A 20,735-nucleotide genomic window follows, 5' to 3' on the forward strand; every position below is an offset into this window, starting at 1 on the left:
GCCATGCGCGAGAAGTTTTGTTGGTTGAACACCAAGCGTGTTCGATTCAAAGTGGAGGGTGAATAATTGGAACAGCCAGTATTTAAACGTGTTGTCTTAAAGGTCAGCGGAGAATCTCTTTCCGGTCAAAACGGCTACGGTATTGATGCAGATACGATCTCGTCGATTGCCCAACAGGTAAAAGAGGTTGTTGCACTTGGTGTACAGGTTGCTATTGTATGTGGCGGCGGAAACATCTGGCGTGGAATTGCCGGTAGTGAAAACGGCATTGATCGTGCAACTGCCGATTATATGGGTATGCTGGCGACAGTAATGAATTCGCTGGCACTGCAGGATGCTTTGGAACAGATTGAAGTGCCTACGCGTGTACAGACATCTATTGCAATGCAACAGATTGCAGAGCCTTATATTCGTCGTAGAGCTATTCGCCATCTGGAGAAAGGCCGGGTCGTTATTTTTGCAGCAGGTACAGGTAACCCGTTCTTTTCCACGGATACAACAGCAGCACTGCGCGCAGCGGAGATTGAAGCAGAAGTTATCTTGATGGCCAAAAATAAAGTTGATGGTGTATACTCAGCAGATCCGTTTAAGGACAGTACAGCTGTGAAATTTGATCAGTTGACTTACATGGATATTCTTAACAAAGACCTTGGTGTAATGGATTCGACGGCATCCTCGCTTTGTAAGGACAACAACATCCCGTTGATCGTATTTGCCATTACTGAACAAGGTAACATCAAACGTGTTGTTCTGGGCGAACGCATCGGAACAATCGTTAAAGGGAGTGTAGATTAATGCCACAAGCGGTTAAACAACATGCCGAAGAGCGTATGGAAAAGGCAATTCAAGCATTGCGTCGTGACCTGGCTACTTTGCGTGCAGGCCGCGCAACTCCAGCTCTTCTGGACCGAATTCAGGTAGAGTATTATGGAGCAATGACGCCATTGAATCAACTCGCTAATATCAGTACTCCGGATTCCCGTACACTGATGATTCAGCCTTGGGACAAATCCTCCATGGGTGACATCGAGCGTGCCATCATGAAATCGGATCTGGGTCTTACTCCAGCCAATGATGGCAGCATGATCCGTTTGTCTATTCCGGCATTGACGGAAGAACGAAGAGCGGAACTTGTTAAGCTGACCAAGAAGTTCGGTGAAGAAGGTAAAGTAGCGATTCGTAACATTCGCCGTGATGCGAATGATGACATCAAGAAAATGGAAAAGTCAGATATTTCCGAGGATGAATCCCGGAGACATCAGGACGATATCCAAAAATCGACCGACAAGTTTATTGCTGAAGTCGATAAGGTACTCGCTGCCAAAGAAAAAGAAATTATGGAAGTGTAAGACAAGCGCAGCCCCTCCAATACGGTGGGGTTTTGTCTCTTTTTCCAAGCTTCAGATAAAGAAACTTCAGGGATTTTGGAGGAACAGGAATGATCAAACGGGTTCGGTCGTGGTGGAATGGGGCTGACAAGCAGGAAACGCTGACTATATCCGAGGACAATATCCCGCAGCACGTCGCCATCATCATGGACGGCAATGGACGATGGGCCAAACGTTTGGGACTCCCGCGTATAGCCGGGCACCAAAATGGCATGAAGGCGGTCAAACGTGCGACCATCGCGGCGGATGAACTGGGCATCAAATATCTGACGATGTACGCTTTTTCGACAGAAAACTGGACGCGTCCAAAAGAAGAAGTGGATTTTCTGATGCGACTTCCGCAAGAATTTCTGGCTATAGAGCTGGATGAACTTATAGAAAAAAATGTGCGCATTCGCATGATGGGGCAAGAGGAACATTTACCTTCTCATACCATCAATGCCTTGCGGGAAGCCATTCGTCTTACGGAACATAATACAGGTCTCGTTTTGAACTTTGCAATGAACTATGGAAGTCGTCGTGAAATGACGGACTGTGTTAAACAGATCGCTCTGCAGGTGAAGTCGGGGGAACTATCGGCAGAGGACATAACACCTGAACTCATTGATAAAAATATGCTGACGGTTGACATGCCTGATCCGGATCTGCTGATCCGGACGAGCGGAGAGTTGAGATTAAGCAACTTTATGCTTTGGCAGCTTGCATATAGTGAATTATGGTTTACGGATATATACTGGCCCGAATTTGGCAAAAAGCATTTGCTTGAAGCAGTAGCCGAATATCAGCGCAGAACAAGGCGTTACGGCGGTTTGAAATAGATGGAGGATGAAGCCGTTGAAACAGCGATTAACGACAGGAATCATAGCAGGTGTGTTGTTTTTAGGTTTTTGCATGCTGGGCGGACCCTGGTACCATGGTTTGGTATTGCTTATGGCTCTCATCGGTTATTATGAATTTGTTAAAATGACCGGGGTGATGCCTTTTTCAGGTGTGGCCCTGATTGGATATGCTGGTGTTTTTGCCATTGTGTTTCCTTGGGAAATGCTGTGGGAGGCAAGACCGCTATCCTTATTTCAGGTCATCTGGATAGTAATGCTTGTACTGATGACAGCTTCGGTTGTTACTAAAAATAAGGTTCCCGTGAATACAGTGGCCATGCTTTTCCTCGGCGTGTTGTATATAGGGATCGGTTTCTATTACATTGCAGAATCCAGACATCTGCTTCATGGGTTGTTCTGGACGTTCCTGTTGCTGGGTTCCATATGGGCCAGTGATGCAGGAGCTTATTTTGTAGGGAAACTCATTGGTAAAAACAAACTGTGGCCTTCCATCAGTCCAAACAAGACTATAGAGGGCGCACTGGGTGGCATCGTAATTGCAATTGTTACTTCTGTCATTTTTGCATTAGTATCAGATGGTTTGCTTTCCTGGCAGAGAGCGATTGTAATCGGAATTGCCTGTGCAGTTGTAGGTCAAATGGGTGACTTGATCCAGTCTGCATACAAACGTGTATATAATATCAAGGATTCAGGCAGTCTTCTCCCTGGGCATGGAGGCATTCTTGATCGGTGCGACAGCTGGATTGTTGTTTTTCCATTCGTACATATACTAATGCTACTGCCCTACTAAAGAAGAACATGAGTCTGAGATAACAGCATTGTTCGCCGTAGGCATTGGATAATTAAAGATGAGGTGCAGCATGAAAAAAATTGCGATTCTCGGGTCAACCGGTTCCATTGGAACCCAGACACTGGATGTAGTTGACATGCATCCAGAACTCTTTCAAGTGGAGGGACTGGCTGCCGGAGGCAATACAGACCTGCTGATCGAACAAACCAAACGTTACCGGCCGAAGAAGGTATCGGTGGGGTCCAAAGAACTGGCGGAGAAGGTAGCTCCACATTTGCCAGCAGGAACGCAACTATTTTATGGCAACGAAGGACTCGTAGAAGTTGCGGCAGGAACCGATGCACATACGGTTGTTACAGCGGTGGTGGGCAGTGTCGGATTGGAGTCAACGCTTGCTGCCATAGACGCAGGCAAACAGATCGGACTGGCCAACAAGGAGACATTGATTACAGCCGGGCATATCGTTACGACAAGAGCGGCTGCCAAAGGAGTCTCTTTACTGCCCGTTGATAGTGAGCACTCTGCCATTTTCCAATGCTTAAATGGTGAAAACAGAGAACGCCTGACAGGCATCACGCTCACCGCTTCAGGTGGATCATTCCGTGATCTTACCCGTGAACAGTTGAAGAACGTGACTATAGAGGATGCGCTTAAACATCCGAATTGGTCAATGGGCTCCAAAATCACGATAGACTCGGCAACGATGGTTAACAAGGGACTTGAGGTCATTGAAGCACATTGGTTATTTGGTCTTCGATATGATCAGATTAATGTATTGCTTCACCCGGAGAGTGTTATTCATTCATATGTGGAATTTGATGACACAAGCATCATCGCACAACTGGGGAATCCGGATATGCGAGTTCCAATTCAATATGCACTGACTTACCCTGACCGCTTGCCATCACCGGCACAGCGTCTGTCTCTTGCTCAAGCTGGGAAATTACATTTCCGTGAGATGGATATGGAACGGTTCCCGTGTTTAAGAATGGCGTATGAGTGTGGTAAAATGGGAGGAACCGCAACAACGGCGTTTAATGCAGCCAACGAGGTTGCTGTAGCCCGTTTCTTGCGTAAAGAGATTTCATTCCTTAAAATAGAAGATATTATTGCTTCTGTGCTGGAAGCACACCACAATGTGGACGAGCCTGATCTGCAGGAGATCGCACGTTGTGATCAGGAGAGCCGTAAGCTTGCGGCCAGTCTGTAATCTCTTTTTTCATAACAAATTGGAAGAAGTGATTCTCTTGTGCGGCATCAGAGAATAATGATAATCTAGAGGGACAGACTGCGGTATGTGCCGTGAAGGAGGATGGATAGGGATTGGAAACCATACAAGTGGTATTTCTAACGGTGCTCATGTTCTTTGTCATCGTGACGGTTCATGAATGGGGGCATTATTATTTTGCCAAACGCGCCGGTATTCTTGTACGGGAGTTTGCGATCGGTTTTGGTCCCAAATTGTTCTCATATAAAAGAAACGAGACCCAGTTTACATTGCGTTTGTTGCCTTTTGGTGGATATGCACGGATGGCAGGGGAAGATCCGGAACTGGTAGAGATCCAGGAAGGACAGACCATTGCGGTAAGATCAGCGGATGACCAGGTGAAGATGATCTATCTGGACCAGCTGGATAACCGTAAAAATGTAATACGTGGTGAAGTCATCTCCATTGATATGGAGAGAGCGTTGAAGCTTCAACTCGATGTAGATGGAGAGATTCAGGAGTATCGTATACATCCCCAAGCGATGTTGGTAAGTCGTGGTAAACAAACGCAGATTGCACCGAAAGATCGTCAATTCGGCAGCAAAACCGTTGGACAGCGTGCATTAGCTATTTTTGCGGGCCCACTCATGAACTTTATCTTGGCCTTTGTGCTGTTTGCTGTATATGCGCAGATGGCAGGAGTTCCGGTGGAAAACCCGAAGAATCTTGAAATTGGTGAAGTGCTTGAAGGTGGGGCAGCTGATCAGGCGAACCTGCAAAAGGGCGATATTATCGAAACCATCAATGGTACTGCAATTGGTACGGATTCACAAAAAATGGTGTCCATGATTGCCGATTCCAAAGACAAGCCGATGGAATGGACGCTGCGCCGGGGTTCGGATACGTTTAATATAACGATTACTCCACGCGCTGTAGAAGGACAAGAGGGCGGTAAAGTGGGAATCGTACCTACGTTACCAACCCGATCTGTTGGATTTGTAGAGACATTTAAAGTTTCAGGCGTGGCCATGGTTGATACAACCAAAATAATATTTGAAGGTTTTAAACATTTGATCAATCAGTTCAACATGGATGATATTGGTGGCCCAGTTCGTACATTTGAAGTGACAGGGCAAATTGCTAAACAAGGGATTGAACAGTTAACGAGATGGGCAGCAATTCTGAGTCTGTACCTTGGGATTTTTAACCTGCTACCAATACCTGCACTGGACGGCAGCCGTCTGGTATTTTTGGGAATTGAAGCGCTGCGCGGCAGACCTGTTGATCCCAATCGCGAAGGCATGGTGCATTTCATCGGATTTGCGATGTTGTTTGTGTTGATGCTGGCAGTAACTTACAATGATATATTACGTTTAATTAACGGATAATTACGGTTGGACTACGCTCTGAACATTCAGAGATAGTCGTTATGGGAGGACGCTGGAGTCTTATGTCAAAGGAAAATGATAAACAGTTCGTGACTGAAATCACACCACAGGGTGAGGATTTCTCACGCTGGTACATTGATGTTATCAAAAAAGCTGATCTCATGGACTATGCACCCGTACGCGGTTGTATTGTGTTCAAACCAGACGGTTTTGAAATCTGGGAACATATTAAGGATGAGTTGGATCGTCGTTTCCGGGAAACGGGTCATCGCAACGCATACTTCCCGATGTTCATTCCTGAGAGCTTCTTTCAAAAGGAAAAAGAGCACGTGGAAGGTTTTAACCCTGAATTACCATGGGTTACGGAAGCTGGCGGAGAGAAACTGGAAGAACGTCTGGCAATCCGTCCTACATCCGAAACGATTATTGGTCACATGTATTCCAAGTGGATTCAGTCTTATCGGGATCTTCCGGTACTGATCAACCAGTGGGCTAACGTAGTTCGTTGGGAAAAAAGAACGTTGCCTTTCCTTCGCACAAGTGAGTTCCTGTGGCAGGAAGGTCATACAGCGCATGAGACGGAAGAAGAAGCACGTGAAGAAACGATGAAAATGCTAGAGATTTATCGTGAAGTGGTTGAGGAATACTTGGCTATTCCTGTAATTGTAGGTCAGAAAACCAAGTCCGAGAAGTTTGCGGGTGCGGTGGATACGTACTCGATTGAAGCCATGATGAAGGATGGACGTGCAGTACAAGCAGGTACATCTCACTACATGGGGACGAACTTTGCAAAAGCATTTGAAATCCAGTATCTTAGCCGGAATAATGTGCTCGAGCTGGCTTACACCACTTCATGGGGAGTAAGCACACGTTTGATCGGTGCATTAATTATGGTTCACGGAGATGACCGTGGTCTCGTACTTCCTCCTAAGGTAGCACCGACACAAGTGGTCATGATTCCAATTGGACCTCCGAAAACGCGTGATGCTGTTGTTGGGCGTGCAGATGAGTTGTTCACTGAGTTGAAAAAAGCTGGAGTCCGTGTGAAAATGGATGATCGCAGCGATGTTCGCCCAGGTTGGAAGTTCAATGAATACGAGATGCGCGGTGTTCCGATTCGTCTGGAGATTGGTCCACGTGATATGGAAAATGGCGTTTGTGTACTCGTATCACGCATCACAGGTGAGAAGAAAGTGGTAGAACAAGCAAACCTGGTAGAAGAGATCCAGGCTATGCTGACACAGATCCAGGTAGATATGTTAGAGCGTGCTCGCACATTTATGTCGGATAACTTCTACTCCGTGGATACACTCGATGAGATGAAAGAACTGATGGAAAATAAACGCGGGTTTACACTGGCTGGATGGTGCGGTTCAGAAGCTTGCGAAGATAAAGTAAGAGAAGTCACTGGTGCAACAAGCCGGAACATTCCGTTCCAGCCTGCGGAAGAAAAGCATACGTGCCTGGCTTGTGGTGAAAAGGCTGAACACACGGTTGTGTTTGCAAGAGCGTATTAAGTCAGGATAACCTGACGAAGAGCACTTTTTCACCAGTTGAGTAATGAATGAGAGCTTCTGTCGGATAAAATGAGTCGGTGCGAGTTCGGATCGGTGACATTTTTGAATGCAGGGGCTTTTCATGCTTTAAGGGGGTACAAGGAGGAACACGATGAGCGGATTCGAGGAGAAGAGAAAACGGTTTGAGTTGTTGATGAAACAGGCAGAGCTTCCGGCTGGTCTGTTAGAGCCCTATTTTTTGGATGGATGGATTGAACAAGTAGAGACCAATCGAAGTAATCGGGAATGGAATATTCTGATTGCAAAGGATACGTTGGTACCCGCTCCAATCTATCGCACATTTTGCCTGCATATTCAAGAGAAGATGAATCATATCGCCAAAATTTCATTTGGCTTCAAATACACGGACCAAGTACAAAATGGTGATATCGTCAGTGAATATTGGAATTTGTTTCTGGAGTGGGTTACCCGTGAGATTCCATCTGTAAATGGTTGGATGAACCGGACAACCTTTGAATGTGAAGAGGATCTTCTACAACTGACAATGAGTGATGCTACGTCGATGGAATTGGCTCGTAAGAAACAGATTGATCAAGCTATTACAAAATTCTATGAAAAATACTTTCATCTACCTCTTCGCATCAAGATGCAAGTGGGTGAAGTGGGAAGCAATAAAGAGGCCATGGAACAGTTCCAGGCCCAAAAACGTGTAGAAGAACTTGAGGTCATCGAGAAGATGATGAGTGAAGTGGACACAGAAATCCCGGTGGATGAGGAGCAGGGTGATCTGCGTTTGCAAATGGGTTATGACATCAAGGAGCCAGCAGTACCCATGCAGGAAATCCAGGATGAAGAGAAAAAGGTCACGCTTCAAGGTTCAGTGTTTGGACTGGATCGAAAAGAATTGCGAAACGGAAATACGTTGTTTACCTTCTACCTGACCGACTTCACGGATTCCATGCAAATGAAGATGTTTGCCAAAACAAAAGAGGATGTTAAAATTCTCAGTTTGTTGGCTAACGGTAAATGGGTAAAAGTGCGTGGTCGTGTAGAGTATGACCGGTTTATGCAAATTCCTGAGCTCGCCATGATTCCTTCGGATTTGATTGAAGTTAAAGCACCGCCGTCTCGCAAAGATAATGCACCAGAGAAACGGGTGGAGTTCCATTTGCACTCTACAATGAGTACGATGGATGCTGTAACTTCAATCGACAAATACGTGAAAATGGCAGCCGAGTGGGGACATAAGGCGATTGCTGTCACTGATCATGGTGGGGTGCAGGTATATCCCGAGGCTTCCAAGGCTGCTAAGAAAAACGGGATTAAGATGATCTACGGCCTTGAGGCCAATGTCGTGAATGACTCTGTTGCCGTTGTAATGGCTCCTCAGCCATTGGATCTCCAAACAGCGACATACATCGTATTTGATATCGAGACCACAGGTTTGTCGGTAACACAGAACAAAATCATTGAGATTGCAGCCGTGAAGATGCAAGACGGTAAAGAAATCGACCGGTTTGCAACGTTTGTGAATCCGCATGAACGCATTCCCTACAACATTCAGCAGTTGACCAATATTAATGATGACATGGTAAAAGACGCACCTGAGCTGGAGCCTGTTATCCGTGATTTTGTGCAGTTTGCTGGTGATGGTGTGCTTGTTGCGCATAATGCACGCTTTGACATGGGCTTTATCCAGGCTTCTCTGAAGCAAATTGGATTGCCAGAGCTTCCTAACCCGGTCCTTGACACATTGGAACTGGCGAGATTGTTATTTCCAAAAAACAAGAACCACCGTCTGAATACGATGGCTGATAAATATAAGGTTGGACTCGAAAGTCATCACCGTGCCATTGATGATACGGTTGCACTCGCGGGTATACTGATCGGATTATTAAATGATGCTGCTCAGATGAAAGGATTAACGAGACTTGATCGCTTGAACGATTATGTAGGTGTCGACTTGTCGAATACAAGACCTTTCCATTGTGGCATCTATGCATTGAATGATGTCGGTAAGAAAAATCTATATAAGCTGGTATCTCTCTCTCATACGGAGCATTTCAAGCGGGTACCGTGCATTCCCAAATCAAAACTGATAAATTTGCGTGAAGGTCTTGTTATTATATCGGGCTGTGAAAAAGGGGAGTTTTTCGAAGCGGTGCTTAACAAATCGCTCGAAGAAGCGGAAGAGATCGCTGAGTTCTATGACATACTGGAGATTCAACCACTTACGATGTATATGCATTTGGTGGATAAAGGGTTGGTATCTACACCCGAAGAAATCAAAACAGCGATCCGTAAAGTCATTGATATAGGTGCGAAACTTAATAAACCGGTCATAGCTACAGGTAACGTGCACTATTTGGAACCACGTGACAAGTTATATCGGGATATCACCATTCACGGAATTACAGGTTTTAGTCCACTCAAAGATCAACGTAAACCGGATGCACATTTTAGAACGACGGAGGAAATGCTGGAAGAGTTCCAGTTTCTGGGCCAAGATAAAGCTTACGAAGTCGTTGTTACAAATACGGTAGAGTTATCTGATCGATTTGAGGAAATTAAGTTATTCCCGGACAAACTGTTTACTCCGATTCTGGAAGGTGCGGACGAAGAAATCCGTAATACCTGCTATAACACTGCCAAGTCCATCTATGGCGAGGAATTACCAGAAGTAATCGTGGCACGACTAGAGAAAGAGCTCATTCCAATTATTAAATACGGTTTTTCTGCCAACTATCTGATTTCGGAGCGCTTGGTTAAAAAATCGAATCAGGATGGTTATCTCGTAGGTTCGCGGGGATCGGTAGGCTCCTCTGTTGTTGCTACATTCCTGGGTATATCCGAGGTTAATCCACTACCTGCTCATTATATTTGCGTAAATTCAGAATGCAAACACAGCGAGTGGTTCCTGGACGGCAGCGTTCGGAGTGGATTTGACCTTCCAGAGAAAGAGTGTCCGGATTGTGGTGGCACACTTAAAGGAGAAGGCCAGGATATTCCGTTTGAGACCTTCCTTGGGTTTAAAGGAGATAAAGTTCCCGATATTGACTTGAACTTCTCTGGAGATTATCAACCTCACGCACATAACTACACGAAAGTGCTATTTAGTGAGAAAAGTGTTTTCCGTGCGGGGACCATTGGTACGGTGGCTGAGAAAACAGCATTTGGTTTTGCCAAGAAGTATGAGGAACAGCATCAAAAGAAATGGCGTGGAGCTGAATTGAATCGTTTGGCCTCTGGCTGTACTGGGGTGAAACGGAGTACTGGACAGCATCCTGGCGGTATTGTCGTGGTACCTGATTATATCGAAGTCGAAGACGTTACACCTGTTCAGTTTCCGGCTGACGACGTTAATGCGGAGTGGAAAACGACACACTTTGATTATCATGCTTTTGAAGAGAACTTGCTGAAACTTGATATTCTGGGGCACGATGACCCAACGATGATGCGGATGTTGCAGGATTTGACAGGTGTCGATCCAACAACCATTCCGATGAATGATCCGAAAGTCATGAGCATGTTTAACTCAACCGAAGCTCTGGGTGTTACACCGGAACAGATTAGGTCGCCAGTCGCGACGTTTGGCGTGCCAGAGATGGGGACGAAGTTTGTACGTCAGATGCTTGTTGAATCCCAGCCGACGTCTTTTGCCGATTTACTTCAGATTTCCGGATTGTCCCATGGTACAGGGGTATGGCTTGGAAATGCTCAGGATCTGATTAAGAACGGAACGTGTAACATTAAGACGGTAATTGGTTGTCGGGATGACATTATGTTATTCCTGATTTATAAAACGGGAATGGACGCAAGTCTGGCATTTAAGATTACCGAGAGTGTTCGTAAGGGACGGGGTCTACCACAGGAATGGATTGACGAGATGAAAAATTGTAAAGTGCCTCAATGGTACATTGATTCTTGTCTCAAAATCCAGTACATGTTCCCGAAGGCTCACGCGGCCGCTTATGTTATTTCGGCAGTACGTACGGCATTCTTCAAGCTGTATCATCCGATTGAATATTACGCAACTTACTTTACCGTTCGGGCGGATGAGATTGATATCGAACTCATGTGTCAGGGATACGACGCGATCTATCGCAAAATTACGGAAATTGAGCAATTAGGTTTCCAGGCACCTCCAAAAGAGAAAAACATGTTACCTGTCCTGGAAATGGGTCTGGAAATGGCAGCGCGCGGATTCTCGCTGAAATCCATTGACTTATACCGTTCGGAAGCGACAAAGTTCATCGTTGACGGAAAAACACTAATCCCTCCATTTTCGGCGTTGGCAGGAATCGGGGATAATGCTGCTCGCAATATTGCTGCAGCACGTGATCATGGTGAGTTTCTATCGGTTGAGGACTTCCAGCAGAAGTCGAAAGCAAGTAAGACCATTGTTGAACTCCTGTCGAATATGGGATGTTTCCGTGGTTTGCCAGAGAGCAATCAGCTTTCCCTTTTCTAGGATTGAATTTGGATCTAACCTTAGCGATTGTTGGGGGAACGTAATTTTTCCTTCATTAGTAAGTAAACTGCCTGAAGCATCGCTTACTTGTCACTATTACCAGACTATGTTATAATTTTTGAAGTGAACGAGATAGTACGAATTTCTAAAGAGTGGGGAAACCCACTCTTTAGTCTTTGGTATACAAGAATCTTGGGTATTGAATAATCTGCCAGTGCTTTTTTGCTGGTGTAACCTAAGTTGGAGGTTATTGGTTTTGAGCACAACGAACATTAAATCTACCGTGGAAGAAATGATCCAACCCTACTTGAACGAACAAGGCTTCGAGCTGGTTGACATCGAATACGTCAAAGAAGGCAGCAACTGGTTTTTACGGGTGTATGTCGACAAAGAGGGTGGCATCGACATCGACGATTGTGTCTTGATCAGCGAAAAGCTGAGCGCCAAGCTGGATGAGAACGATCCGATTCCAACCATCTATTTCCTTGAAGTGTCTTCTCCCGGTGCGGAGCGTCCACTGAAAAAACCTGAGGACGTTACCAAATCTGTAGGCAAAAATGTTTTTGTTACAACCTACGAGCCGGTGAACGGATTGAAGGAATTTGAAGGCAAGCTGCTTTCCTTTGATGACGGGGAACTCGTGATCGAAGCAGGCAAAAAACAGCATGCCATTTCTTATGATAAGGTTGCCAGTGCGCGCCTAGCTATTTTGTTTTAAGTGCCTTGTTCACTTTATTAATGAAAAAGACACATCTCACGATAACGGCAAGGTGCTCATGAGTTCAGAGCCTTTCGCCGTTTTACGTATGAGATGCCATGTTTGAAAGGGGGATCAACATTCATGAGTATGGATTTTATTGAAGCAATGAATGAATTGGAACGGGAAAAAGGGATCAGCAAGGATGTGCTGTTTGAAGCGATCGAGGCTGCACTAATTTCCAGCTACAAGCGGAATTTCAACACGGCCCAGAATGTGCGTGTTGACATGAACCGTAATACGGGAGTTATTCGGGTGTATGCCCGTAAATTGATCGTGGAAGAAGTCCTGGATTCACGTACCGAAATTTCATTGCCTGCTGCACGAGAAATCAACCCACACTTCCAGCTGGAAGATATTGCGGAGATTGAAGTTACGCCGCGTGATTTCGGACGTATCGCGGCACAAACTGCCAAACAGGTAGTGACCCAGCGGATTCGTGAAGCCGAACGCGGCCTGATCTACAACGCTTTCGTAGATAAGGAAGAAGATATCGTTACGGGAGTGGTGCAGCGTCAGGATTTGCGCAATATCTACATCGATCTGGGCAAAATCGAAGCGGCTTTACCGCTGACCGAATTGATGCCGAACGAGAAGTTTGTTCATGGTGACCGTATTAAGGCGTATATCACCAAGGTCGAGAATACGACAAAAGGGCCGCAAATCATTTTGTCCCGTACCCATCCGGGCCTCTTGAAACGTCTCTTTGAACTGGAAGTGCCTGAGATCTTTGACGGTGTAGTTGAAATTCGCTCCGTCGCTCGCGAAGCAGGGTTCCGCTCCAAGATTGCCGTTCATTCCCGCAACGAGGAAGTTGATCCAGTTGGATCTTGTGTAGGTCCTAAGGGAATGCGCGTGCAGACCATTGTGGGTGAGCTGCGCGGTGAAAAAATCGACATCGTTCGTTTCTCCGATCAGGTAGACGAATATGTTGCTAATGCACTGAGTCCTTCCAAAGTATTGGAAGTTCATGTATTTGAGGAAGAAAAGATGGCTCGGGTTATCGTTCCGGACTATCAACTGTCGCTCGCAATTGGTATCAAAGGCCAAAATGCCAGATTAGCAGCCAAATTAACCGGCTGGAAAATCGACATTAAGAGCGAGAGCCAGGCGGAACAGGAATTCGGCAGAGAAAAAGATTCTTCTTCTGAAATGCATCAGGATTCCGTCTCCGTCGACTAAAGTAAAGTACGGGGGGCGCTGACGTATGAAACCAAAAAAAGTGCCGCTGCGCAAATGTGTGGCATGCCAAGAAATGATGCCCAAAAAGCAGCTGATTCGCATTGTTAAAACGCCAGAGGATGAAGTGCTGATCGATTTGACTGGCAAAAAATCCGGACGTGGTGCCTATTTATGCGGCAAAGAGTCCTGTTTTAAGCTCGCACTCAAAAACCGGGCTTTGGATCGGGCGTTAAAAGGCAAAGTCTCACCTGAAATTTACGAGCAATTAGCAGCTGACTTCATTGCGGTTGAGGATGAATTCAAAGCAGCACAGGAGCGTGAACATGACTAATATTAAAACGCTGTCTTATTTGGGACTCTCTATGCGTGCAGGTAAACTTGTAACAGGTGAAGAAATTGTACTTAAAGCGATCCGTTCTTCCGAAGCTAAAATGGTTATTGTTGCGGGTGACGCCTCAGCCAATACACAAAAGAAATTTCGCGATAAATGCGGAACTTATAAGGTTCCTCTGTTGATCGGATTTGACCGGGATAGCCTGGGATCAAGTATCGGTAAAGACACGCGTGTTGTTCTTGCAGTAACGGATCGAGGGTTTGCAAAAATGATCTCCAAGCAAGTCGGTATAATGTCGGAGGTGGAGTATATTGAGTAAACAGGAAAACAAGGATAAATTGCGAGTTTATGAATATGCGAAGTCCCTTAATATGAGTAGTAAAGAAATTATAACCATTCTTAAAAAGCTGGAAATTCCCGTAAACAATCATATGAGTGTCATGGAGAATGGTTCAGTCGGTAAGGTGGAACAATTTTTTAAAGATATAAAATCCACTGCTGCTTCGAAACAAGGCAACGATGCAAAACCAGTTGCTATTTCGGCAGTGCGCAGTGACAAACCAGTGGACAGCAACCAGCCGGCCGGCGGAGTGAACACGCCGAAGAGCAGTAACCCATCCGGTAGTCCCGTACAAACAAAAATACAACAGGAAAAGCAGGTAGGTATGAACAATAGACCAAATTCCAACAATAACAATGGCACCCAAAGACCCAGCGGCCAAGACAGCCGCAACAGAACGAACTCTTCCCAAGGCTCAAGCCAAGGAGGACAGTCAACTAACCGTCCAAGACCAGCTCAAGGTGGACAAAGCAGTACTGCATCCCGTCCGCAAGGAACGGGTCAACGTCCGAATAACAGCGGTGGCGGTCAAGTAAGAACTTCAGGCCCTAACAGCGGTGGTAATACAGGTACTGCTGGCAACCGTAGCGGTGGCCAAGGTCAGAGCCAAGGACAAGGCCAACGTAGAAGCGGCCCAGGTGGTACTACTGGCAACAACAACAATAGTGGTAACCGTTCGAACAGCGGTGGCGGTGGACGTCGTTATGATGACAACCGTGGCGGCAACTTCCGTGGTAACCGTGGTGGCAAGAATAACCGCAACAGAAATCAACAACAGTACCAACAACGTGAGAAAATTGATAACACACCTAAGAAAATCATCGTTCGTGGTGATATGACCGTTGGTGAAACAGCGAAGTTGCTCCATAAGGATGCTTCCGAAGTTATCAAAAAGCTCATCGCTATGGGCGTTATGGCAACAATCAACCAAGAACTTGATATCGAAACGATCCTTCTGCTTTCAGGTGAATTCGGTGTTGAGGTTGAAGTGAAGATTGTGCTTGAAGATGACCGTTTCGAAACACTGGAAGAGAATGATGATGCTGCTGACTTGCAGGCTCGTCCACCAGTAGTTACGATCATGGGTCACGTTGACCATGGTAAAACTACTTTGCTGGATGCTATTCGTTCCACGAATGTATCCGATGGCGAAGCAGGCGGAATCACGCAACATATCGGTGCATATCAAGTTGAAATTAACAACAAAAAGATCACGTTCCTGGATACTCCGGGTCACGAAGCGTTTACAGCGATGCGTGCACGTGGCGCACAAGTTACGGATATGACGATTATTGTCGTAGCTGCGGATGACGGTGTTATGCCACAGACCATTGAGGCGATTAACCATGCCAAAGCTGCAGGGCTACCAATCATCGTGGCTGTCAATAAAATTGACAAGCCGGGCGCTGATCCAGACAAAGTGAAACAAGAATTAACCAGCTATGAACTCGTTCCTGAAGAGTGGGGCGGAGATACCATCTTTGTTAACGTGTCAGCGAAACAAAGAATGGGTCTGGAAGGTCTGCTTGAAATGATTCTGCTGGTTGCAGAAGTGAACGAATACAAAGCGAACCCGGACAAACGTGCCCGTGGTACAGTGATTGAAGCCGAACTGGATAAAGGACGTGGCCCAGTTGCACGTATCCTCGTACAGCACGGTACATTGAAAGTCGGCGATGCTTTCGTTGCAGGTAACTGCTTCGGTCGTGTTCGTGCGATGGTCAATGACAAAGGTCGAAAATTGAAAGAAGCTGGACCTTCAACACCTGTAGAAATCACAGGTCTGACTGAAGTTCCAGGTGCGGGAGATCCATTCATGGTGTTTGAAGATGAGCGCAAAGCGCGTTCCATCGCTGACAAACGTTCGATCACGCAACGTGAATCCGATCTGGGTACGCATACTCGTGTGACGTTGGATGATCTGTTCCAGCACATCAAAGATGGCGAGATCAAAGATCTGAACGTAATCATCAAAGGTGATGTACAAGGTTCCGTTGAAGCATTGAAAGGTTCCCTTGCGAAGATCGAAGTTGAAGGTGTACGCGTGAAAATTATTCATAGCGGCGCTGGTGCAATCACAGAATCCGACATCATTTTAGCTGCAGCATCCAATGCTATCGTGATCGGTTTCAACGTTCGTCCTGATAACCAGGCGAAATCAACTGCAGATCAAGAGCAAGTAGACATTCGTCTGCATCGCGTGATCTACAGTGTTATCGAAGAAATTGAACAAGCGATGAAAGGTATGCTTGATCCGATCTACAAAGAGAAAGTTATCGGTCATGCTGAAGTTCGTAGCACGTTCTCCATCAGTAAAGTGGGTACCATCGCTGGTTGTATGGTTACCTCGGGTAAAATTACGCGTTCTGCGGAAGCACGCCTGATTCGTGATGGCATCGTCCTTTACGAAGGTAAGCTGGATTCCCTGAAACGTTATAAAGATGATGCCAAAGAAGTAGCACAAGGTTACGAGTGCGGTATCACACTTGATAAATATAATGATCTCAAAGAAGGCGACGTTATCGAAGCTTTCATTATGGAGACAGTCCAACGATAAGCAAGGAAGCATGAGGTGAACAACGATGGCTAAGATTCGTACAGGTAGAGTGGGCGAGCAGATCAAGAAAGAAATAAGTCTGCTCATCCAGTCTGAACTGAAAGATCCACGTATCGGCTTTATTACGGTAACGGGAGTCGAAGTGACAGGAGACTTGTCGCAAGCCAAAGTTTATCTGAGTGTCTTCGGTGAGCAGGAACAAAAAGATAACACGCTCAAAGCTCTGGCAAAAGCAAATGGATTTTTGCGTTCCGAGCTGGGCAAACGTATCCGGTTCCGGCATGTTCCCGAGTTGATATTTAAGATTGACGAATCCATCGCTTATGGCAGCCGAATTGAGAAGCTGCTTGGCGATATTGGTTCCGACAAGAACGAATCCCAGTAACAGAATAGAGGAGACGGCAATGCACACTTATGAACAGGCGCTCCAGGCCGGAAAGCAATTTCTGCTGGAGCATGATGATTACCTGGTCGTGTCGCATGTACAGCCGGACGGTGACGCAGTCAGCTCGACAGTAACGGTGGGCTGGCTGCTGTCATGTCTGGGTAAGACATTCACGATGATTAATGAAGGTGAAATCCCGCATCGCATGCAATTTTTGTGGGAAGCAGGCAACATTGTGAACATGACCGAACAACCACCGCAGCGAAAATATAAAGCTGTTATCTGTGTGGATTGTGCAGACTTTGCCAGAGTAGGTTTGACACGTCATTATTTCGAAGACGATGCTGTTATCTTGAATATTGATCATCACCCTACAAATGATGCTTATGGTACAGTTAACATCATTAAGTCAGATGCTGCTGCAACGGCTGAAATCTTGTTCGATTTTCTTAACCTGTTCCAAGTAACATGGGATAAAGATGTTGCGACGGCAGTTTATACAGGATTGCTTACGGATACAGGTGGATTCCGCTATGCCAACACCAGCCCAAATGTAATGACAACGGCCTCCAGACTGCTTGAACATGGCGTGGATGGTCCCTATCTCGCCCAGACCTTGTTGGAGCAGGTGACTCTTCCGCAAGTTCGGATTTTGAATCAGGCACTATCAAGCCTGCAGATGACAGATGATGGAAAGATAGCCTGGGTTGTTATTACACCAGATGATATGGTGGCTTGTGGAGCAGCTAATGAAGATCTTGAAGGGGTAGTGAACTATCCGCGCAACATTCAGGGCGTGGAAGTTGGTATCTTTTTCAAAGTCATCAACGAGAATGCAGTCAAGGTTTCTTTGCGTTCAGCTGGTAAGATTGATGTTGCTGCACTAGCACAGACCTTTGGCGGAGGCGGGCATGTGCTCGCAGCCGGATGTCGTCTGGAAGGCAGACTTGATGATATTATCCCAAAAGTACTGAAGCAGGTGAATTCGCAATGGTAAAGCCATTTGAAGGTGTACTTCCGGTATATAAACCGGCGGGATTTACTTCTCATGATGTTGTAGCCAAAATGCGTCGCATTCTCAAAATGAAGCGCATTGGGCACACAGGCACACTGGACCCACAAGTTACAGGTGTTCTGCCGCTCTGTCTTGGACGGGCGACACGTGTGGTGGAGTACATGCAGGAGCTTCCGAAAGAATATCTGGCTACGCTGAGATTGGGACTGTCTACTGACACAGAGGATATGACAGGGGAAGTCATTGAGCGGGCTGAAACGACTGTGGAAGTAACACAGGAACAGGTTCAACAGGTGCTTGAGCAGTTTCTGGGCACGATCTCACAGGTACCACCTATGTATTCTGCGGTAAAGGTAGATGGCAAACGTCTTTATGAGCTTGCTCGTGAAGGTAAGACGGTAGAGCGTAAGAGCCGTGAGGTCACAATCTATGAGCTCGAACTTACTGGAATTGAGACTCAGGGTGAGACCACCGATATATCCTTCCGGGCCTTATGTTCAAAAGGTACTTATATTCGGACATTGTGTGTAGACATTGGGCGGCAACTCGGATATCCATCCACCATGGTTCAACTGGAGCGTACGATATCTGCAGGTATCTCAGCAGATCATTGTCTTCGTATTGAAGAAGTGGAACAACTTATGGCTGAGGGAACTTTGGCGGAGGCGCTGATTCCTGTTGACGAGGCTATTGCTTCGATTCCGGCCCACAAGGTTGGAGATGAACAGGCCAAAGGAGCACTTCAAGGTCAGAAACTGTCTGCACGTCTTTTGGAACCGCCTGTAGAGCAACCTGGTTTGCTGCGGTTGTATGCTCAGGATGGTACGTTTCTGGGGATATTTGAACGGGATGAACTAAAACCAACGGTAAGGGCAGTTAAAGTCTTTTTGCCGGAATAAAGAGGTTTCGGGCTTGGAGTTGTGGTGATGCTCAAGCTTGGCCTATCTAGTGAAATGCAGGTGAATGATTGTGAAAACCGTAATGCTAACCTATCCGCAGACGTTACATTCGACTGAGCTGAGCACACTGCCCCAAGTGCTTGCGATTGGTCAATTCGACGGACTGCATCTCGGACATGCAAGTGTCATTTTATCAGCTGTCCGCATTGCGCGGGAAACGGGCATGCAGGCAGCGGTCATGACCTTTCATCCACATCCGAAGGAAGTTATGCGCAAAGGGGATTACGAGGGTTATTTAACTCCCTTGAGAGATAAAGAAGACATCTTGGCAGGAATGGGCGTTGATGTACTCTATGTGGTGGAGTTCAATGAAGATTTCTCACGGTTGACGCCGCAACAATTCGTACACGACTTGTTGATTCCTCTTCAGACACGAACAGCGGTGGTGGGTTTTGACTTCCGTTTTGGTCACAAGGGTGCAGGGGATGAACAACTTCTTCGTACTTTGGGAGAAGGAGAGATGACGGTGGAAACCGTTCCTCCTTTCTTGTTAAATGGTGAAAAAGTGAGCAGCTCTCTCATTCGTGGCCTGTTGAAGCGTGGGGAGATGGATGAGGCCAGTCAGTGGCTTGGCCGACCTTACAGCATCAGGGGAACCGTCATTCACGGGGAGAAGCGTGGACGAACGATTGGATTTCCTACAGCCAACCTTGAACTCACGGATCATTACGTTACCCCGTCTAAGGGTGTTTACGCTGTTCGTGTGCAGTATGGTGAACAGGAATTGCACGGCGTAATGAATCTGGGTGTGAAACCTACGTTTCACGAAAGCGGGATGAAACCTACGTTTGAAGTGCACCTGCTTGATTTTGATGGACACTTGTATGACCAGGAACTAAAGGTTGAGCTCGTTCACTATATTCGTGCAGAACGAAAGTTTGACTCCATTGATGCATTGATTAGCCAGATTCGTGAAGATGCATTAACTGCCGGCCGCCTGTTATCTTAAAGGTTCAGGATTAAATGCATGTTTAGATTTACTTTAACTAGGCAATTATGATATACTGTACTACGTTGTCGATTGAGACAACATTAACCTTGGCTTGGTTGCTTGCTCTCACCGGCGGTGACGAGGCTAATGGCGATTATATTGAAGGAGGTGAACAGGATGGCATTGACTCAAGAACGTAAACAACAATTGATCGACGAGCACAAAACTCACGAGTCCGATACAGGATCTCCAGAGGTGCAAGTTGCTATCCTTACGGAAAACATCACAAGTTTGACAAACCACTTGCGTACGCATAAGAAAGACCACCACTCACGTCGTGGACTTTTGAAAATGGTAGGTCAACGTCGTAAGCTTTTGGCTTATGTGAAAAACAAAGATGTTAAACGTTACAGCGCACTGATCGAAAAACTCGGATTGCGTCGTTAATTATCGTACATGTTTTCAAAATCAACCTGGCTGTTATCCGTCATTCTTTTGTCTAAAAGGACAAGCGGAACTTACAGCCGGGTTGTTTTGTAGATGAACATGTTGCCATATATTTGTAGATGGGGCTCCGTGAGGAGCTTTTGTTGTGCAGGTTAGCATGTTGAAAGTTCCATACATAGCTAATGAATGCAGGACAAGCAGGAAATACTGTGAATATGCAGAATCCAT

The 20,735-nt window shown here is 46.1% G+C and carries 19 protein-coding genes; all 19 read left to right on the plus strand.

Annotation, left to right across the window (positions count from 1 at the left end; genetic code table 11):
- Window positions 1-66 precede the first annotated feature (66 nt).
- The 19 genes from pyrH (at window position 67) to rpsO (ending at window position 20,507) form a co-directional block, all read left to right on the plus strand.
- Window positions 67-795, plus strand: a complete 729-nt coding sequence (gene pyrH, locus MHB85_RS11325; protein WP_017689153.1) for a UMP kinase — start codon at window positions 67-69, stop codon at window positions 793-795.
- Window positions 795-1,349, plus strand: coding sequence for a ribosome recycling factor (frr, locus tag MHB85_RS11330; RefSeq protein ID WP_017689152.1), 555 nt, complete (start codon window positions 795-797; stop codon window positions 1,347-1,349). The genes pyrH and frr overlap by 1 nt, the downstream gene beginning before the upstream one ends.
- Window positions 1,350-1,438: 89 nt before the next feature.
- Entirely contained in the window at window positions 1,439-2,206 is a 768-nt protein-coding gene (locus MHB85_RS11335) for an isoprenyl transferase (RefSeq protein ID WP_192132320.1), read from the plus strand.
- A gap of 16 nt (window positions 2,207-2,222) precedes the next feature.
- A complete protein-coding gene (locus tag MHB85_RS11340; RefSeq protein ID WP_047842497.1) occupies window positions 2,223-3,017 on the plus strand; it encodes a phosphatidate cytidylyltransferase in 795 nt (264 codons plus the stop codon).
- A gap of 70 nt (window positions 3,018-3,087) precedes the next feature.
- The gene (locus MHB85_RS11345) at window positions 3,088-4,227 is read left to right on the plus strand and encodes a 1-deoxy-D-xylulose-5-phosphate reductoisomerase (RefSeq protein ID WP_105598216.1); all 1,140 of its coding nucleotides are present in this window, start codon (window positions 3,088-3,090) and stop codon (window positions 4,225-4,227) included.
- A 113-nt stretch (window positions 4,228-4,340) separates the two neighbouring features.
- Window positions 4,341-5,612: an RIP metalloprotease RseP gene (rseP, locus tag MHB85_RS11350; protein WP_091017268.1), complete on the plus strand. Its 1,272-nt coding sequence runs from the start codon at window positions 4,341-4,343 to the stop codon at window positions 5,610-5,612.
- 62 nt (window positions 5,613-5,674) lie between these two features.
- Window positions 5,675-7,129, plus strand: a complete 1,455-nt coding sequence (proS, locus tag MHB85_RS11355) for a proline--tRNA ligase (RefSeq protein WP_091017266.1) — start codon at window positions 5,675-5,677, stop codon at window positions 7,127-7,129.
- Window positions 7,130-7,280: 151 nt separating this feature from the next.
- A complete protein-coding gene (locus tag MHB85_RS11360) occupies window positions 7,281-11,600 on the plus strand; it encodes a PolC-type DNA polymerase III (protein WP_192132318.1) in 4,320 nt (1,439 codons plus the stop codon).
- Between the two features lie 256 nt (window positions 11,601-11,856).
- Window positions 11,857-12,318 carry a ribosome maturation factor RimP gene (rimP, locus tag MHB85_RS11365; RefSeq protein WP_091017262.1) on the plus strand — a complete coding sequence of 154 codons (462 nt, stop codon included), beginning with the start codon at window positions 11,857-11,859 and terminating at the stop codon, window positions 12,316-12,318.
- A 123-nt stretch (window positions 12,319-12,441) separates the two neighbouring features.
- Window positions 12,442-13,539, plus strand: a complete 1,098-nt coding sequence (nusA, locus tag MHB85_RS11370) for a transcription termination factor NusA (RefSeq protein ID WP_062833827.1) — start codon at window positions 12,442-12,444, stop codon at window positions 13,537-13,539.
- A 25-nt stretch (window positions 13,540-13,564) separates the two neighbouring features.
- Window positions 13,565-13,870, plus strand: coding sequence for an RNase P modulator RnpM (rnpM, locus tag MHB85_RS11375; protein ID WP_017689143.1), 306 nt, complete (start codon window positions 13,565-13,567; stop codon window positions 13,868-13,870).
- On the plus strand, window positions 13,863-14,192 hold the full coding sequence (locus MHB85_RS11380; protein ID WP_017689142.1) for a L7Ae/L30e/S12e/Gadd45 family ribosomal protein: 330 nt from the start codon (window positions 13,863-13,865) through the stop codon (window positions 14,190-14,192). The genes rnpM and MHB85_RS11380 overlap by 8 nt, the downstream gene beginning before the upstream one ends.
- Entirely contained in the window at window positions 14,185-16,770 is a 2,586-nt protein-coding gene (gene infB, locus MHB85_RS11385; RefSeq protein WP_192132316.1) for a translation initiation factor IF-2, read from the plus strand. The genes MHB85_RS11380 and infB overlap by 8 nt, the downstream gene beginning before the upstream one ends.
- A 25-nt stretch (window positions 16,771-16,795) precedes the next feature.
- Entirely contained in the window at window positions 16,796-17,155 is a 360-nt protein-coding gene (rbfA, locus tag MHB85_RS11390; RefSeq protein ID WP_017689140.1) for a 30S ribosome-binding factor RbfA, read from the plus strand.
- A 19-nt stretch (window positions 17,156-17,174) separates the two neighbouring features.
- Entirely contained in the window at window positions 17,175-18,152 is a 978-nt protein-coding gene (locus tag MHB85_RS11395) for a DHH family phosphoesterase (RefSeq protein ID WP_192132314.1), read from the plus strand.
- Entirely contained in the window at window positions 18,146-19,069 is a 924-nt protein-coding gene (truB, locus tag MHB85_RS11400; protein ID WP_192132312.1) for a tRNA pseudouridine(55) synthase TruB, read from the plus strand. The genes MHB85_RS11395 and truB overlap by 7 nt, the downstream gene beginning before the upstream one ends.
- A 70-nt stretch (window positions 19,070-19,139) precedes the next feature.
- Window positions 19,140-20,078, plus strand: coding sequence for a bifunctional riboflavin kinase/FAD synthetase (locus tag MHB85_RS11405; protein ID WP_062835982.1), 939 nt, complete (start codon window positions 19,140-19,142; stop codon window positions 20,076-20,078).
- A 47-nt stretch (window positions 20,079-20,125) separates the two neighbouring features.
- Window positions 20,126-20,260 (plus strand): hypothetical protein, encoded by a 135-nt coding sequence (locus MHB85_RS11410; RefSeq protein ID WP_256719971.1) that lies wholly within the window; start codon window positions 20,126-20,128, stop codon window positions 20,258-20,260.
- On the plus strand, window positions 20,238-20,507 hold the full coding sequence (rpsO, locus tag MHB85_RS11415) for a 30S ribosomal protein S15 (RefSeq protein ID WP_036609297.1): 270 nt from the start codon (window positions 20,238-20,240) through the stop codon (window positions 20,505-20,507). The genes MHB85_RS11410 and rpsO overlap by 23 nt, the downstream gene beginning before the upstream one ends.
- The last annotated feature ends 228 nt before the right edge of the window (window positions 20,508-20,735 follow it).

Source organism: Paenibacillus sp. FSL K6-4396 (assembly GCF_038002525.1).
Taxonomy (GTDB): Bacteria; Bacillota; Bacilli; order Paenibacillales; family Paenibacillaceae; genus Paenibacillus; species Paenibacillus amylolyticus_B.

What these genes read in the sequence shown, in the direction of transcription:
- frr (WP_017689152.1), top strand. Translation starts at nt 795, where the DNA reads ATGCCACAAGCGGTTAAACAACATGCCGAAGAGCGTATGGAAAAGGCA.
- MHB85_RS11335 (WP_192132320.1), top strand. Translation starts at nt 1,439, where the DNA reads ATGATCAAACGGGTTCGGTCGTGGTGGAATGGGGCTGACAAGCAGGAA.
- MHB85_RS11345 (WP_105598216.1), top strand. Translation starts at nt 3,088, where the DNA reads ATGAAAAAAATTGCGATTCTCGGGTCAACCGGTTCCATTGGAACCCAG.
- proS (WP_091017266.1), top strand. Translation starts at nt 5,675, where the DNA reads ATGTCAAAGGAAAATGATAAACAGTTCGTGACTGAAATCACACCACAG.
- MHB85_RS11360 (WP_192132318.1), top strand. Translation starts at nt 7,281, where the DNA reads ATGAGCGGATTCGAGGAGAAGAGAAAACGGTTTGAGTTGTTGATGAAA.
- nusA (WP_062833827.1), top strand. Translation starts at nt 12,442, where the DNA reads ATGAGTATGGATTTTATTGAAGCAATGAATGAATTGGAACGGGAAAAA.
- rnpM (WP_017689143.1), top strand. Translation starts at nt 13,565, where the DNA reads ATGAAACCAAAAAAAGTGCCGCTGCGCAAATGTGTGGCATGCCAAGAA.
- MHB85_RS11380 (WP_017689142.1), top strand. Translation starts at nt 13,863, where the DNA reads ATGACTAATATTAAAACGCTGTCTTATTTGGGACTCTCTATGCGTGCA.
- rbfA (WP_017689140.1), top strand. Translation starts at nt 16,796, where the DNA reads ATGGCTAAGATTCGTACAGGTAGAGTGGGCGAGCAGATCAAGAAAGAA.
- MHB85_RS11395 (WP_192132314.1), top strand. Translation starts at nt 17,175, where the DNA reads ATGCACACTTATGAACAGGCGCTCCAGGCCGGAAAGCAATTTCTGCTG.
- truB (WP_192132312.1), top strand. Translation starts at nt 18,146, where the DNA reads ATGGTAAAGCCATTTGAAGGTGTACTTCCGGTATATAAACCGGCGGGA.
- MHB85_RS11410 (WP_256719971.1), top strand. Translation starts at nt 20,126, where the DNA reads ATGATATACTGTACTACGTTGTCGATTGAGACAACATTAACCTTGGCT.
- rpsO (WP_036609297.1), top strand. Translation starts at nt 20,238, where the DNA reads ATGGCATTGACTCAAGAACGTAAACAACAATTGATCGACGAGCACAAA.